At 60.4% G+C, this 14,783-nt stretch carries 16 protein-coding genes; 8 read left to right on the top strand and 8 right to left on the bottom strand.

The genetic code is table 11. The annotated features are described in order from the left end of the window. Nucleotides 1–7: 7 nt before the first annotated feature. The 3 genes from QA646_RS18430 to xseA all read right to left on the bottom strand — a co-directional run bounded on the left by QA646_RS18430 (nucleotide 8) and on the right by xseA (nucleotide 3,435). On the bottom strand, nucleotides 8–1,117 hold the full coding sequence (locus QA646_RS18430; protein WP_283056811.1) for an endonuclease/exonuclease/phosphatase family protein: 1,110 nt from the start codon (nucleotides 1,115–1,117) through the stop codon (nucleotides 8–10). 105 nt (nucleotides 1,118–1,222) lie between these two features. Beyond that, nucleotides 1,223–1,819 carry an NAD(P)H-dependent oxidoreductase gene (locus QA646_RS18425; RefSeq protein ID WP_283056810.1) on the bottom strand — a complete coding sequence of 199 codons (597 nt, stop codon included), beginning with the start codon at nucleotides 1,817–1,819 and terminating at the stop codon, nucleotides 1,223–1,225. Continuing rightward, nucleotides 1,819–3,435 carry an exodeoxyribonuclease VII large subunit gene (gene xseA, locus QA646_RS18420; RefSeq protein WP_283056809.1) on the bottom strand — a complete coding sequence of 539 codons (1,617 nt, stop codon included), beginning with the start codon at nucleotides 3,433–3,435 and terminating at the stop codon, nucleotides 1,819–1,821. Before xseA ends, QA646_RS18425 begins: the two co-directional genes overlap by 1 nt. A gap of 234 nt (nucleotides 3,436–3,669) precedes the next feature. Here xseA and QA646_RS18415 point away from each other — a divergent pair, with 234 nt between their 5' ends. Continuing rightward, on the top strand, nucleotides 3,670–3,897 hold the full coding sequence (locus QA646_RS18415) for a homogentisate export protein (RefSeq protein ID WP_283056808.1): 228 nt from the start codon (nucleotides 3,670–3,672) through the stop codon (nucleotides 3,895–3,897). Here the strand turns inward: QA646_RS18415 and QA646_RS18410 are convergent. Together QA646_RS18410 and QA646_RS18405 are read right to left on the bottom strand one after the other, a co-directional pair. Continuing rightward, on the bottom strand, nucleotides 3,863–4,474 hold the full coding sequence (locus QA646_RS18410; protein ID WP_283056807.1) for an RES domain-containing protein: 612 nt from the start codon (nucleotides 4,472–4,474) through the stop codon (nucleotides 3,863–3,865). The genes QA646_RS18415 and QA646_RS18410 overlap by 35 nt on opposite strands. Before the next feature lie 28 nt (nucleotides 4,475–4,502). Then, nucleotides 4,503–6,338 carry a hypothetical protein gene (locus tag QA646_RS18405; RefSeq protein WP_283056806.1) on the bottom strand — a complete coding sequence of 612 codons (1,836 nt, stop codon included), beginning with the start codon at nucleotides 6,336–6,338 and terminating at the stop codon, nucleotides 4,503–4,505. Nucleotides 6,339–6,580: 242 nt separating this feature from the next. Between QA646_RS18405 and QA646_RS18400 the strand changes: the two genes are divergently transcribed. Then, nucleotides 6,581–7,594: a glycosyltransferase gene (locus tag QA646_RS18400; RefSeq protein ID WP_283058914.1), complete on the top strand. Its 1,014-nt coding sequence runs from the start codon at nucleotides 6,581–6,583 to the stop codon at nucleotides 7,592–7,594. Next, complete coding sequence (locus QA646_RS18395) at nucleotides 7,591–7,977, top strand: GtrA family protein (protein ID WP_283056805.1); 387 nt, start codon at nucleotides 7,591–7,593, stop codon at nucleotides 7,975–7,977. Before QA646_RS18400 ends, QA646_RS18395 begins: the two co-directional genes overlap by 4 nt. A 107-nt stretch (nucleotides 7,978–8,084) precedes the next feature. On the opposite strand, the gene QA646_RS18390 is transcribed toward QA646_RS18395, so the two are convergent. Beyond that, entirely contained in the window at nucleotides 8,085–9,071 is a 987-nt protein-coding gene (locus tag QA646_RS18390; protein ID WP_283056804.1) for a Gfo/Idh/MocA family oxidoreductase, read from the bottom strand. Nucleotides 9,072–9,387: 316 nt separating this feature from the next. Between QA646_RS18390 and QA646_RS18385 the strand changes: the two genes are divergently transcribed. The 4 genes from QA646_RS18385 (at nucleotide 9,388) to QA646_RS18370 (ending at nucleotide 12,466) form a co-directional block, all read left to right on the top strand. After that, nucleotides 9,388–9,954 carry an isochorismatase family protein gene (locus tag QA646_RS18385; RefSeq protein WP_283056803.1) on the top strand — a complete coding sequence of 189 codons (567 nt, stop codon included), beginning with the start codon at nucleotides 9,388–9,390 and terminating at the stop codon, nucleotides 9,952–9,954. Then, entirely contained in the window at nucleotides 9,951–10,943 is a 993-nt protein-coding gene (locus QA646_RS18380; protein WP_283056802.1) for a helix-turn-helix domain-containing protein, read from the top strand. The genes QA646_RS18385 and QA646_RS18380 overlap by 4 nt, the downstream gene beginning before the upstream one ends. 109 nt (nucleotides 10,944–11,052) lie before the next feature. Beyond that, nucleotides 11,053–12,003 carry an aldo/keto reductase gene (locus tag QA646_RS18375; RefSeq protein WP_283056801.1) on the top strand — a complete coding sequence of 317 codons (951 nt, stop codon included), beginning with the start codon at nucleotides 11,053–11,055 and terminating at the stop codon, nucleotides 12,001–12,003. A gap of 19 nt (nucleotides 12,004–12,022) precedes the next feature. After that, on the top strand, nucleotides 12,023–12,466 hold the full coding sequence (locus QA646_RS18370) for a GNAT family N-acetyltransferase (RefSeq protein WP_283056800.1): 444 nt from the start codon (nucleotides 12,023–12,025) through the stop codon (nucleotides 12,464–12,466). On the opposite strand, the gene QA646_RS18365 is transcribed toward QA646_RS18370, so the two are convergent. Then, complete coding sequence (locus QA646_RS18365; protein ID WP_283056799.1) at nucleotides 12,456–13,073, bottom strand: hypothetical protein; 618 nt, start codon at nucleotides 13,071–13,073, stop codon at nucleotides 12,456–12,458. The genes QA646_RS18370 and QA646_RS18365 overlap by 11 nt on opposite strands. 169 nt (nucleotides 13,074–13,242) lie before the next feature. Between QA646_RS18365 and QA646_RS18360 the strand changes: the two genes are divergently transcribed. Next, nucleotides 13,243–13,737, top strand: a complete 495-nt coding sequence (locus QA646_RS18360) for a ferritin-like domain-containing protein (protein WP_283056798.1) — start codon at nucleotides 13,243–13,245, stop codon at nucleotides 13,735–13,737. Between the two features lie 38 nt (nucleotides 13,738–13,775). On the opposite strand, the gene QA646_RS18355 is transcribed toward QA646_RS18360, so the two are convergent. Beyond that, nucleotides 13,776–14,669: a LysR family transcriptional regulator gene (locus QA646_RS18355; protein ID WP_283056797.1), complete on the bottom strand. Its 894-nt coding sequence runs from the start codon at nucleotides 14,667–14,669 to the stop codon at nucleotides 13,776–13,778. Nucleotides 14,670–14,783 lie beyond the last annotated feature (114 nt).

Here is a 14,783-nt window from a genome sequence, read left to right as displayed (position 1 = left end):
GGTATCTTCAAATATCCAGATCCACCCATATTGCGGCGTGGTCCGATGCGCCCTGCTTCTCCGCCGTCAGCTCCGGATAGACGTCCCAGCGCCTAGGGCGTGAACCCGGCCAGAGGCCCCTGCGGAAAACGCCGCCCCCTTGAACCCTGTCGAAGAGCATCGGCGACAGAAAGAGATAGTCGATCTTGCCGGTGGTGTTGCAGAGGCCATAGGTGCCGGGATAGCCGCCATCATCGAAGTCGGGATGGGTAAAGGCATCCTTCAGAGTGCTGGTGGTCAGCGGCTTCAGCGGCTGGCTGTCGGGATAGTCGTTGAGGTCGCCGATCAAGGCAATGTAGTCGACACCTTCAGTCAGCAGCGCCTCGTAAATTTCCCGTGCCCGCTTCGCCTGAATCCTGCGCCGGGCATCGGACGCTTGTACGCCACCGTAACCTTTGCTTTTGAAATGATTGACCAGAACGACGAGCGTCGTGCCGGCGGGCGTCGTCACCCGGTATTCGGCGCAATCCCGTGAAAAGATCAGCGAACCATCCGGCATGCGATCATCGACATGGCTGCGCATGAAACCGATCGGGAAATCTTTCCGCGTCATAAGACCGACATCGATACCGCGCTCGTCATTGCCGTCGATCACCATGACATGTGCGAAAGGATCGCCGCCGACCGCCGGCACGATCAAAGAATTGAAAGAGGACAGCGCCGGCCGGCTTTCGACTTCGATAATGCCCAGCACATCGGCATTGACATCGTTCATGACGCGGGCCGTGTTGCGCATCGCCTCTTCGTCCACCGGCTCTTCGCGCAACTCCAGCGAGCCGACCCAGTCGGCGCGGCCATCGGCAGTAACGACGACACCGCCGGTCTTCGGTCGCGTCAACAGTGCACCGCGATTGCGCCGCAGAACGACAAAAGGACCGGTATCGCTTCTCTCCAGCCCAAGTGCGACGATCAGGTCCGTCATCCTTCGCCGATCGGCGTCGCTGTAGCTCGCCTGGCCGAGCAGGCCTTCAAGAGCGGCGAACTTTTCCAGGATCGGACGACCTTCCTCCCAGCTATCGAGATTCATCGCCTTGGCGCGATCGAAGAGGTTTTCGACGTTGTAAGAGGCCAATCTCATCGTATGGCCCTCCTCGAAAAAACATGGCGTTATAATAACATACCGCCGCCAAAACCGCATATCAGCCGAATTGATTGCGGATTGGGTACTCGGGGATTAGTTAGGTCAAAGCGGCAGCGCGGCCAGCGCATTCTTGACGCGGGCGAGATGTGCAAGACGCTTGTCTTCGCCGATCCGATCCATGTCATGCAGGGTCAACATGCGGAAATCGAGCCGTTTTGCGCAGAAGGCGGCGATGCCGCGTTTCAAGAGCCGACGCACCGGATTGCCCATATAGAGATGCACGACCCACCACGGAGAACCGGTCGTCGTCAGAGCCCAGAACAGGCGGATATTGCTCAACTGCGGCACGATGCGGCCGCCGGTTGGATCATGGCGAAAAGCGATGCCGGGAGCGAAGACCCGATCGAAGAAGCCCTTGAGGATGGCCGGAAAATTGAACCACCATTGCGGAAAGACCAGCATCAGCCCGTCGGCTGCCCGCAGCCGGGCGACGATAGTCCCGACGGCGGATGTATCGTAGGGCTGATCGAAATAGCCGCGCCGTTCGGCTTCGGATAGGCGCGGGTCGAAGTCCTCACGGTAGAGATCGAGTACATCCACCTGATGCCCGCCGGCGACAAGCGTCTCCTTTGCCGTTTTCGTCACCGCAGCGGCAAAGCTATCCTCCAGCGGATGGGCGAGCACGAGGAGGATGCGCATCAGAACAGGCTTCCCTGCTTCGGCGGATCGGCGGCATCGGCCGGTTTCGCCGTCCGCTTCTTCTGTGGCGGCGGGTCTGCCGGCGGCACGGTCGGCAAAGCGGCGGCAGGGCTGTCTCCGGTAACGGCACCAACGCGGCCATCGGCAAATTCGATCGAAATCGCAGCGCCTGCGGCGAGCGCTGCTGCCAGCGAAACCGGGCGGTCGGCTTCGTCACGCACGACGGCGTAGCCGCGCTTCAAGACGTTTTTGTAGGACAGCGATTGCAGGATTCGCTCCTGAGCAATCAACTCACCACGCGCCCGCACGAGCTGATGGCGTATCGCGGTGTCAGCGTGGCGAGAAAGATTGCCTAGTAGATCGCGGGCGCGACCGGTCTGCGCCGCCAGCCGCGACGGCAGCGTGGCGAAAACGGCGTCGGCCCGGCCGATACGGGCGCGGGCGCGATCGATCATCCGCTCGACGGTGCGCTCAGTGCGGCTCATCCGCTCGCCCAACATCTGCCGGCGCTCGACAATACGGTTCGACAGCACGTCGGGCCGCAGATGCGAGGCGGTGCGTTCGAAGGCGCGGCGCTTGTTGAGCGTATTCAGCTCCAGCCCGCGACCCAAACCTGCGGCGGCCTCATCGAAGCGGCGGCGCGGCAGGGCCAGGAGCTGATCGAGCGAGGGCAGCGCCCGAAGCAGCGCGCGCACCGCCTGTCGGCGTTGATCCATTTGCCGGCCGACACACCCCTGCAGACGGGCGGCCAGACTTGCGAGCTGCGCCTCGAGTTCAGCCTTGACCGGCACGGCCATTTCCGCGGCTCCGGTCGGCGTCGGGGCACGAATATCGGCGGCATAGTCGATCAACGTCCAGTCGGTCTCGTGACCGACGGCGGAGATCAAGGGAATCTCGCTCGCCGCGGCGGCACGAACGACCGCTTCGTCGTTGAAGCTCCAGAGATCCTCCAGGCTGCCGCCGCCACGGGCGACGATCAGCACGTCAGGACGGGGAACGGGGCCTCCGGGCGCAAACTCGTTGAAGCCGCGGATGGCATTCGCCACCTCATCGCCCGAGCCGTCACCCTGCACCTTCACCGGCCACACCAGGACATGCACAGGAAACCGATCGGAGATGCGGTGCAGGATATCGCGGATGACCGCGCCGGTCGGCGAGGTGACGACACCGATGACCTTGGGCAAAAAGGGAAGCCGGCGTTTGCGATCGGCGTCGAACAGACCCTCGGCGCCGAGCTTGCGCTTGCGTTCCTCCAACAGAGCCATCAGCGCGCCGGCGCCCGCCGGCTCCAGCGTTTCGATGACGATCTGGTATTTCGAGGAGCCGGGGAAGGTCGTCACCTTGCCCGTGGCGATGACTTCCATTCCCTCTTCGGGGCGGAATCTCAGCTTGGAGAATGTGCCTTTCCAGATCACCGCGTCGATGCGGGCCCGATCATCCTTCAGTGAAAAATAGGCGTGACCGGAGGAGTGCGGCCCGCGGTAACCGGAAATTTCGCCGCGCACCCGTACCTGATCGAAGGCGCTCTCGACGGTACGCTTGATCGATCCGGATAATTCCGAGACGGAATATTCGGCGAGATTCGTCGGCGAATCACTCTCAAAGAAGCTGCTCATACGGTCTTTTTATCCGAAGTCGCCGCAAATGCGGAGCCGCATAATCCTTAAGTCGGAATCGATTTGAGGAAAGGATTATGCGCAGATTTAAAATGCTGCTGCGCCCTTTGCGCGTTCAATAGGACGCACGGCACAATGAGCTTCATCATGCGTTAACCCTATCCACAAAGCCTTTCTTAGCCATCTGCATGCAATTCTGTGCAAACTTGTTTTTGGTAAAGAGGAGGTGGAGCGATGATATTCGTAACCGCCATGATCATCGGAATTGCGGCCGGCCTGCAGCGTTCGGCGATCGGCTCGATTCTGGGTGCAGCCCTGGTCAGCATTGCCTTCATGGCAGCCGTTGCCGCCTCCGCGGTTCCGCCGCCTCTGACGACATTGTTCATAGCGCTCGGCGGATACAACCTCGGCTTCATCGGTTATCTCGTCACGCTCGACGTGCTGGAGCAGCGCCGGGCCTGACAGTCCGTGGCACAAAGCTTTGGTTACAAGCCCCACTTCGGGCCATCTTCTGACAACGCCCAACCGGATCACCGTTCACCACGACGGACGGGCCGCCGAGCGCGTTCCAGCGAAACAGATTGAGATGCCAGCCACCAGGGATCAATCTTGATCGATCGATAATGCCATCGGCACCGGCTGCTCTGGCAGCATCGGCCGTGCGCCATGAGGGTGGCTCCTCGCCGGCCGCCAATGCAGGGCGCCACGGTAGATTCGAGGCATTCCGATCGATGCCGAGCCGTTCACAGGCCTGCTGGTCATGCTGATCGAGCACCAATGCGTTGCGGACCAACAGCGGCACAACAACACGTCGCCGACCGTCTTCGCGCATATAGCCTGAAATCGCCATGATCGCCCATTCCGGCGAAGCGCTCATGTAGAGGGCGGGCTGCCCGAGCCGGTGATAGCGGCCAGCGCTCGCCTCATGCGGAGGATCGAGGATATGATCGAGGCGTTCGATAAGGACCGAACGAAAGAAGCGCCCACTCACCTCGCGAAAGAGGCTCGACGATTCACTTGCTGACGACTGTTCTTCCATAGGATCCGTTAATCAGACACACGCACCGTCAATCCGCCGGCATAAACCGGAAGAACTGCACGTCCGACTTCGCTGCCGTTGGGATCGGCTGAAGATAGGCGGGCACGTGCCCCTGGCTGAGTTGAGCATAAAGCCCATCCGGCTTCAGCTTGGAAACCTCCTCCACCTGCGGATCGCTGGCGCAAAAGGCAAGCAACGTGACATGGGCGCCACGCAGGAAGGCTTCCGCCTCTTTCGGTTCTGCAAGGCCGATGTGCAACTCGGTCAGCATACCACCCTGATCACGATGATAGGGACCGGAGAGCACGCGATGCGGCGTGAAGCGCAGGATGGGCGAACCCATGTTCGACGGTGCGGAAACGACGCCGGGAGTAAGACCGGCGAGCGGTGCCAGTGCGTCCTTTGAGATGCATTGCCCCGTCTCTTCCGCCTTGGCGACCGGAGCTGAGAAACTGTTCGCGACGCCGTTGTTGGCAAGCGCGCCGCCGACAGCCCAGACGGCGGGCGCCGAGAGCAGCGTCGCGGCGACGTAGAAGAAGGCTGCGCCCACATCCTCCGTATCAGCGGCGGAGATGCGGCGAAGTTCGGCCAGCAGCAGGGCGAGCGGCGGAATGGCGAGCAGATTGGAAAACTCGGCGCCGCGCACCTGTACCAGCGCGATGATCCAATTGACGCCCACCAGAGCCAGAAGAACGAAATGCAACCGGGCGCGCTCGCCGCGCATCATGCGGAAGATGCAAATGACGATCGCCATGAAGCCGGTGGCATAGAAGGCACCAAGCGTTTCCGGCTGATGGTGGGACAAAGCGAGGATCGACTGCGCTTCGGAGACGCTGTTCAACCACAGTTGCACCAGCAACGGGTCGAGATCGGCAAGCGGATTGCGCAGGCATTGCGGCGCGATCGCCAGTGTCGTGGCGAAGACGACGGCGCCATTGGCCACCAGCACCGCCAGACGCCATGGGCGCGGCAGACGGCTGGCGAACAGCGCCGACAGCAACAGGCCGGCGCCGCCGATGCTGGTGATGCTATAGAAGCCCAGCGAGAGATTGTCGCAGGTGACGGCGGAATAGAGATGCGGCGGGACCAGCGCGAAGAATGCGGCACTAACGGCGATCGTCAGCGTCAGGGCGAAAGCGCGGGCAGCAGGCGCGAAAACCTCGCCATCCCAAGCCCAAAGCCCAGCGACCGCCATGCAGGCGACGGCGACGAACGGCGTCGTCTCCGCTCCGATGCCAAGGGCAATGGCAAGGGCAATGGCCGCAATGACGAAATTGCGCGGCCTGTAGCTCTCGTCGGCCAACATGGCGACGGTGAGCGCGACAAGCCCGAGCTGCACATTATCATGATCGATGGAACCCGGCTTGAAACGGCTCGACACCAAAATGAAGAGCGCCGTCAGGCCGAGCGAGAAATGCATGCCTTCCGTGCCGGCGATGCGGCGTCCGGCAAGGCCCATGGAGAACATCAGCGGCAGCACGAGCATGAGAGGCCAAACGGTAAGCGCCGCCGCTTCCGCGCTCTCCGGCGCCAGAAACAACCGAAAGAATGCAATCAGTGAGGCGATCGGCAAGTCGATGAAGCGCGACCAGTGCATCAGCGTGCCGCCATTGAGGCCGAGGCGGTATTGCACCATGTCGAACCAGCCTTGGCCTCCAAGAAAATCGCGCACTTCGACGAGACGCATCATGTCGTCATTGTCGGGGCCGACATAGTCCATGGCGTGACGATTGAGGATCAACAGGGCGGCGATGATGACGACGCTGTAGATCAGCGCGACGAGCCACAGCCGCGACCAGTGCGAAGGCGCTGTCTGCGTGGCTGCCAATGCCGATCCGCGCGATATTCCCACCGCCTGCACCATTTCGATGAAACCCCGTGTTTGAAGGACATGCAAGGGCGTCACGCTAATGGCTGGCGATCAAGAAAGCGTAAAGCAAGGCCACGCCGCAGCCGATATCACGATAATGTTCCCGCGGAGATCGCAACCTGCCATTTTTCACCCGCAGCCATAGGGTCTTATTAACGCGCAGCGGGATAAGTTCTCATCCAAATTATCCGTTGAGGCCTCAAGTGAACGTCATGCGTAAGAATTGGCCAGAAACCATGTGGAGTGAGAACCTGAACATCGCCGTTCTCCTGCCCTGCTACAACGAGGCCGCAACCATCGGCCAGGTCGTGCGCGGCTTTCGCGAGGCGCTGCCGAAGGCCGGTATCTACGTCTACGACAACAACTCCACCGACGGGACGGCGCTGCAGGCCATGCTTGCGGGCGCGACCGTCGTGCGCGAGCGCCGCCAGGGCAAGGGGCATGTGGTGCGCCGCATGTTTGCCGATATCGACGCAGACATCTACATCATGGCCGACGGCGACGGCACCTATACGCCCGAGGATGCGGAGGAACTGATCCGCACGCTTCTGACCGAAGGTTCCGATATGGTGGTGGGCACCCGCCGCGGCGTGCATGACGATGCCGGCCGGCAGGGTCATGCCTTCGGCAATCGGATCTTCAACTGGCTTTACCGTACGATCTTCGGCACCGACTTCACCGATATTTTCTCCGGCTATCGCGCTTTCTCCCGGCGCTTCGTTAAAAGCTTTCCGGCCGTATCCGGCGGTTTCGAGATCGAGACGGAAATGTCGGTGCATGCCTCGCGGCTGAAGCTGCCCGTCAGCGAATTGGAACTCGATTACGGCCGGCGGCCGGAGGGTTCGCATTCCAAGCTTTCGACTTTCCGCGACGGCTGGAAGATTCTCTGGATGTTCGCGATGCTGATGAAGGAAACGCGGCCCTTCGCGTTCTTCGGCATTTTGGGAGCCATTTTCATGGAGACGAGTATCGGCTTCATGATCCCGGTCTTTTTCGAATATTTCGAAACCGGCCTGGTCGCCCGCATGCCCACCTGGGTGCTGTCCATGGCGCTGATGATGATTTCCTTCATGCTGTTCACGGCCGGGCTGATCCTCGATTCTGTCGCACGAGCCCGCGCCGAACAGCTTCGCATCCACTATATGAGCTTGGCCAAACCGGCATCCCGGCAGATTGGGGATGAGCGAACGGTCTATATCACCGAGCACGAAAAGCCGGCGAGCCGGAGGAAAAAGGCCAAGGCTGCATGAAGAAGCTTCTGCGCTTCCTGATCGCCGGCGGCATAGGCTTCGTGGTCGATGCGGGCGTGCTGCACTTGCTGCTCTGGTTCACGCCCTTCGGCCCATTCGTCGGTCGGGCCCTTTCCATACCGAGCGCGCTGCTCGCCACCTGGTTTCTCAACCGTAATTTTACCTTCGGCCGTTCCAATCGCTCGCTGGCCGCCGAAGGTTTTCGCTATGGTTCGGTCGGCCTGACTTCGGCGCTGCTGAACTATGCCCTGTTCAGCTCGCTGCTTGTCTCCATGCCGACCCTTCAACCGATCCTAGCGCTGATCCTGGCATCGGCGGCAGCGACTACGTTCAGCTTCTTCGGCTATTCGCGCTTCGTCTTCCGCCACCGGCAAAATCCCTAGAGCGTGACGACTCTTCTCCGAATCGTCGTCACGCTCTAGCTCTTTGATTTTGCATGATCTTATCCAAAAACCGCTGCACACTTTTTGGGATCATGCTGTAGGCCGGCTCAGACAGGCTCCCAGCCGTCCTTCTCGCTGGCGCGATAGATGGCGTCGATGACCTTCTGATTGAGCTTCGAACTTTCGAGCGTCACGACTTCCGTGCCTTTGCCCAATGCCGCCGAGGCGAAAGCTTCCGCCTCGCGTTTGTACTGACGGCTGTCAGGGAAACGGAATATCTGCGATTCCGAGTGGCCGCGATTGGTCAGTTCCAGCTCTTCAGCGCCATAGCGATCGGCATTGAAGGGGGATTTCACCTCGATGAAACCGTCCGTGCCGTGAAAGACCATGACCTGGCGGGCGGCCATCTGCGTTGCGATATAGAAGGTCAGTTCGAAATCGCCGAAATCAGCCTTGACGCTGGAATAGATGTCCGTGCCGAATTCAGGGTCGCGCTCGGTGACCGCCTGGATACGCAGGGGTTCGCGACCGGTGACGAAGCGGGTGCTGATCGTCGGATAGACGCCGATATCGGGCAGGCCGCCGCCGCCGAGTTCCGGGATGTTGCGCATGTTGCCGGCATCGCGGTTAAAATAGGTGAAGGCGCCCTGAACATGGCGCAACCGGCCGATGGCGCCGGCTGCCAGCAGCGAGCGGACTTTCTGCCAGACCGGCGTGTAGGTAACCATATAGGCTTCCGTCACCAGCACCTTGTTGCGGTCGCGGGCAGCGATCAGGCTGTCGATCTCATCGGCCTTCAGGGCAATTGGCTTTTCGCAGAGCACATGCTTGCCGGCATCGGCGGCCTTGATCGTCCATTGGACGTGCTGCGAGGTCGGCAGCGGAATATAGACGGCATCGATCTTGTCCGAAGCGAGCATCTCCTCGTAGGAGCCGAAAGCATGCGGCACGGAGAAGCGATCGGCCATGTCGCGGGCGCGCGCCAGATCGCGGCTGGCGATCGCCGTCACCACACAATTTTCAGCATCCTGAATAGCCGGCACGACCAGTTCGCGGCCGATCTTGGCCGTCGATAAGATTCCGAAACGCAGCATGACTTTTCCTCCTGGAGCAAGATTCCCAAGCAAACAACCGCAAGGCGGAGAGCGCGGAGCGGCTTTCGGATAGGACCTTATGAAAGTGATAGGTGGGACGAAATAATGGATCATCTCGCTCGCGATGAAACCGGAGGCAACTTTATTCGGCCCTTACCCAAGGCGCAATGCCATCGCGCAACCCCAAGCCAGAAACTCGCCATCGTGGGAAGGATATCTATGGCTGGATTTGTCCTCATTTTGTCCGGCTTGTGGCTTTTGCCGCTGGTATTATGGATCTAGCTTCGGTTATCCTTCAATCACAGGAGATACGAAAATGTCCCATGTCGACACTGCTTTGCTGGTTATCGACGTTCAGGAATCCTTTCGCCAGCGCCCCTACTGGCAAGCGGACGAGCTGCCGGAGTTCGTGGACCGGCTGCAGGCTTTGATCGATGGCGCCAAGGCCCGCGGCATTCCAGTGATCCAGATTTTTCATGTCGACGGCGACGAGCATTTCAGCCTCGCGAGCGGATATGTCCGCAAGCTCGACGAGATCACGCTGGAGGCTGATGCCGTGTTCCACAAATCCCGCCATTCCGCGCTCGTAGGGTCCGGTCTTGACGTCTGGCTGGTGGAAAACGGCATCCGCAAGCTGATCGTTTCCGGCATCCGTACCGAGCAATGCTGCGAAACGACGACGCGCCATGCCTCCGACCTCGGCTACGATGTCGATTACGTCACCGAGGCAACGCTAACTTTCCCGATGACGCATGCGTCAGGTACGGTTTTCAGCGCCGACGATATCAAGAAGCGTACCGAGCTGGTGCTATCAGGCCGTTTCGCCCGCATCGCCACGGTGGAAGATGCGCTTGCATCCGTGACGATCAGGAGTGCTGCATGAACCAAACCGGCCGACACCTCCGGACCATTCCCGTCTATGTCCTCCTGCCGCCCTATACGCTGCTGATGGATGTGGCCGGGCCGGTGGAGGTTCTGCGCCGCGCCAATATCGAACAGGAGGATATCCTGTTCGATTACCGTTTCATTGCCGCCCGGCCGACGCAGACGACCTCGATCGGCCTGACGGTGGCCGATCTCCTGCCCTTGCCTGACTTTATTCCCGAAGGCGCCCTGGTCGTCGTCTCCGGCAGCGTCACGCCGCCGCCCGATGCCGGCGACATCGAGGAGGAGAACAGGCTGCTCGCCACCTGGCTCAAGACGGCGATCCGGCCGGGCGTCACCCTCATCACCATCTGCTCCGGCGCTGTGCTTGCCGCCCGCGCCGGGCTGCTCGAAGGCTATGCCTGCACGACGCATGCCGCCTGTCTCGATGAGGTCCAGCACCACGCACCGACTGCGCGGGTACTCGACAACCGGCTCTATGTCGAGGACCGTGAGCGCTATTCCAGCGCAGGCATCTCCACCGGCACGGACCTGATGCTGCACATCGTCTCCAAGCTCACTTCTCCCGTGACAGCGCTGACGATCGCGCGCCACATGGTCGTCTACATGCGCCGCACCGGCGCCGATCCGCAGCTTTCACCCTGGCTCAGCGGCCGCAATCATGTGCATCCCGCCATTCACCGCGTCCAGGATGCGATCATGGCCGATCCCGCCCACGGCTGGTCGCTCGCGGAGCTTGCCGGCATCGGCGCGATGAGCACGCGGCATATTTCCCGGCTGTTTCAGGAGCATGCCGGCTTGTCGGTAACCGCCTATGTCAATCTGATGCGCGTGACGCTCGCCCGCGATGTGCTTGCCAATTCGCGACTGGATATGGAGCGCGTGGCGGAAAAATCCGGTTTCGCCTCGCCGCGGCATATGCGGCGCGTCTGGTCGAAATATAATGAGCTGCCGCCCAGCCACTACCGACGATCGGCCGCTGAATAAAATAATCGTTAGTAGCATTTCCAATGGTAGGACGATAACTTGCACCAACGTCCCCTCCCGTTCCGGCCTTTTCAGCGCCGGTTTTGCTCAAATAATTTGGAGAGCCATCATGGAAATGCGCAAGCTTGGACGACCCGATCTTTTCACCGCACCGATCGTCTTCGGCGGCAATGTTTTCGGCTGGACAGCAGATGAGAAGACTTCCTACACTCTGCTCGACGCCTTCTTCGACGCCGGCTTCAACGCGATCGATACCGCCGACGTCTATTCAAGCTGGGTTCCCGGCAATAAGGGCGGCGATTCAGAGGAGATCATCGGCAAGTGGCTGAAACAGGGCCGCGTTGCCCGTGACAAGGCGATCATCATTACCAAGGTCGGCTCGGAAATGGGTCCCGGCAAGAAGGGACTGAAGGCGAACTACATCCTGCAGGCGGTCGAGGATTCGCTGAAGCGGCTGCAGACCGACTATATCGATCTCTATCTCTCGCACTGGCCTGATCCGGAAACCCCGTATGAAGAGACGCTCAGCGCCTATGCCAAGCTGAAGGAGCAGGGCAAGATCCGCCATGCCGGCTGCTCCAACCTCAATGCCGAGCAGTTGCAGGCCTCCTTCGATGCCGCTGCCAAGTCCGGCCTGCCGCGTTACGATGTGCTGCAGCCGGAATATAATCTCTATGCCCGCGACGGCTTCGAAGGTCCGCTCGCGGACCTCTGCGTGAAAGAGGAGATTGGCGTCATCACCTATTTCAGCCTTGCGGCCGGCTTCCTCACCGGCAAATACCGCAGCAAGGCCGATACCGAAGGCCGGGCGCGCGAAAACCGTGTCGCTACTTACCTCAACGACAAGGGCTTCCGAATTCTCGCCGCCCTCGATACGGTTGCCGCGGAGACCAAGTCGACGCCGGCCGACGTCGCGCTTGCCTGGCTGCTGCGCAAACGCGGCGTCACTGCGCCGATCGCCAGCGCCACCAGCCTCAGCCAGCTCGATGCGTTGATCAATTCGGCGAAGCTTTCGCTTTCCGACGAAGCCATGAGCTTGCTCGACAAAGCCGGCGAATAAAATAAGCAGGATTGAACCGATGACTGTCGTAATCCGCGATGCCAAGCCCGAAGACGAAACCCGCTGGCGCAAGCTCTGGGCCGACTATCTCGCCTTCTATGGCGTCGGCATCGCGCCCGATATCACCGACAAGACATGGCGCCGCGTCTTTGATCCGGCGTCCGCTATCTTCATGCGCGTCGCCGAAGTCGATGGAGAGGTCAAGGGGTTCACGCTCTGCCTGACCCATGAAGGCACCTGGGTCCGCGCACCGGATTGTTATCTGGAAGACCTCTTCGTCGACGAAAGTGCGCGTGGCCGCGGTGTCGGCCGGGCGCTGCTGGACGACCTCGTCGCACTCTGCAAAAAGAACGGCTGGGCTCGGCTCTATTGGCATACGGAAGAGAGCAACGCCACTGCCCGCAAGCTCTATGACAGCTATGTCGAGAGCGACGGGCACATCCGCTACCGCATCAGTTTTTGAGTCTCGGAAAACCTTCGTAGAGGGGCGAATGATCGCCCTGCCAATTTGCCATGTCGCGCTTGGTCAGCATGCCACGAGGCTGGGCAAAACTCTGGATCGTCCGTTGCGGCCGCTCGTGCCACTGGATGTTGAAAGCCCATAATTTCGGGAAGAAGCAGAGCGATGCGTAGGGCAGATGATCGTGGATCCACCAGGCAAGCTTCTGCCAATCGCCCTCCTCGCGGCAATTGTCGATCAGCCATGGCACGACGATGCAGACTGCCGCGCCCATGCAGCCATCGAGATCGCGCATATCCCATATGTGATGCGCGGCGGTGTGCGCATTGGTCGAGCAATTCAAGCCGTTCCTGTTACCGAAAGCGTTGACGGCAGGCGCGCGGTAACCGGAGCGGATATGCAGCCGGCCGAAGGTCGCCTCCAGAGGTTCCAGTAGCTCTTGGCAAAGCCGGCTGCCGGACTCGATCGCCAGATCGGGATCGTCGGGGATATTCGGAATGCGATGGAAGTCGGCGATCTCCGAATGCAGGAAATCACGGAAGAAGAAATTTTTCGACAACCTGACACGGCCGAGCTCCTCCAACCCTTTCATCGATCCCGGCTTCTTCATCGTTCCTACCCTTCTCTCTGCTCGCGCGGCCAGTGCCCACGCTTTATCGCACATGGCCGCTCCGAATTTTGTCAGCATCGGGAACAATTAGGATTGCGCTGGCTTCTGTAGGGGTCGCCGTCAGGCGGCATCTCAGAAAAATCAGGCTCTAAAAACACGGAGAGAAACAATGCCCAAGGACAAGACGTTGGAAGACCTGTTCTACGATACGCTGAAGGACATCTACTATGCCGAACGGCAAATCGTTCGGGCGCTGCCCAAGATGGCACGTGCGGCGCAATCGCCGGATCTCAAAGCCGGCTTCGAAAAGCATCTGCAGGAAACCGAGGGGCATGTTGAACGTCTGCAGCAAGTGTTCGAACTGATTGGCAAACGCGCGCAAGGCAAGACCTGTGAAGCCATCCAAGGGATCATCGCCGAAGGCGAGGAGATCATCGATGAATTCAAGGGAACGCCTGCTCTCGATGCCGGGCTGATTTCCGCTGCGCAGGCCGTCGAGCATTATGAGATCGCCCGCTACGGCACGCTGCGCACCTGGGCGAACACGCTCGGCCAACAACAGGTGGTCAAGCTGCTCGACCAGACGCTGCAGGAAGAGGGAAATACCGACAAGGTCCTCTCGAAGCTGGCTATGACCGCAGCCAATCAGAAAGCGGCAGCCTGATTGGCTCATAGCAAGAGCGGCGGGCTTTCCCGCTGCTCTTACTGCCCTGAATATTTGAAGAAATCGATGAAGGCCCTGAGTGCCGGGCGCATCTGGCGGCGGCTGGGGTAATAAACATAGGGGCCAGGATAAGACGGGCACCAGTCTTCAAGCACGCGGATCAACTGGCCTTCGGCGAGTTTCTGCTGAACGCGCATATCGAATAGATAGGCGAGCCCTGCCCCATTCAGCGCTGCCAGAACCGCGAGTTGATCTTCCCCGACGATCAGCGGGCCATCAACGGCGACAACAAGCTCGCGGCCGTCCTTCTCGAATTCCCAGCGATAGATCGCGCCATTGGTGAAACGTCGCTTGATGCAGCGGTGATGCACAAGATCGCGCGGATGCAAAGGTTTCGGATGTTTCTCGAAATAGGCCGGGGATCCGGCGATGACCGTGCGGATGTCGGGCGATATCTTCACCGCGATCATATCCGCCTCCAGGCTCTCTTCCAGCCGGATACCGGCGTCGAAGCCCTCCCGGACGATATCGATAAAGCCGTCCTCATTGGCGATCTCCAGCGTGATATCGGGATAGGTATTCAGGAAATCGCCGAGGCGCGGGGCAAGCAGCAGGTCGGTGACAAAACGCGGTGCGGTGATGCGGAGATTGCCGGCCGGGCGCCCACGGGCGGCAAGCGTATCCTCCAATGCAATGTCGATCTCCTGCAGCGCTGGCGCCAGACGTTCCAGCAGCAGCTTGCCCTCCTCCGTCGGCGAAACGCTTCGGGTGGTGCGGGCAAGCAGCCGCACGCCGAGGCTTTCCTCGAGGCTGGAGACCGCATGACTGACGGCAGAGGGCGCGATCGATAATTCCTTGCCGGCGGCACGGAAGCTCCGATGGGCGGCAACGGCGGCGAGGACTGCCAATTGGGAGAGCTGAGTTCTGTTCATTGATCTAAATAATAGAACAGCCCATTTGCATTTGCATGCATTTTCATTCGCTATCGGCAGACATAATTTCTCTCTCGTCACGCGGCTGGCGAGAATGTCGCCGCGGACCAGAAT

Source organism: Rhizobium sp. CB3090, from assembly GCF_029714285.1.
Taxonomy (GTDB): Bacteria; Pseudomonadota; Alphaproteobacteria; order Rhizobiales; family Rhizobiaceae; genus Rhizobium.
Note: the sequence above shows the minus strand (reverse complement) of the source record. Positions and strands in the feature narration are given on the sequence as shown.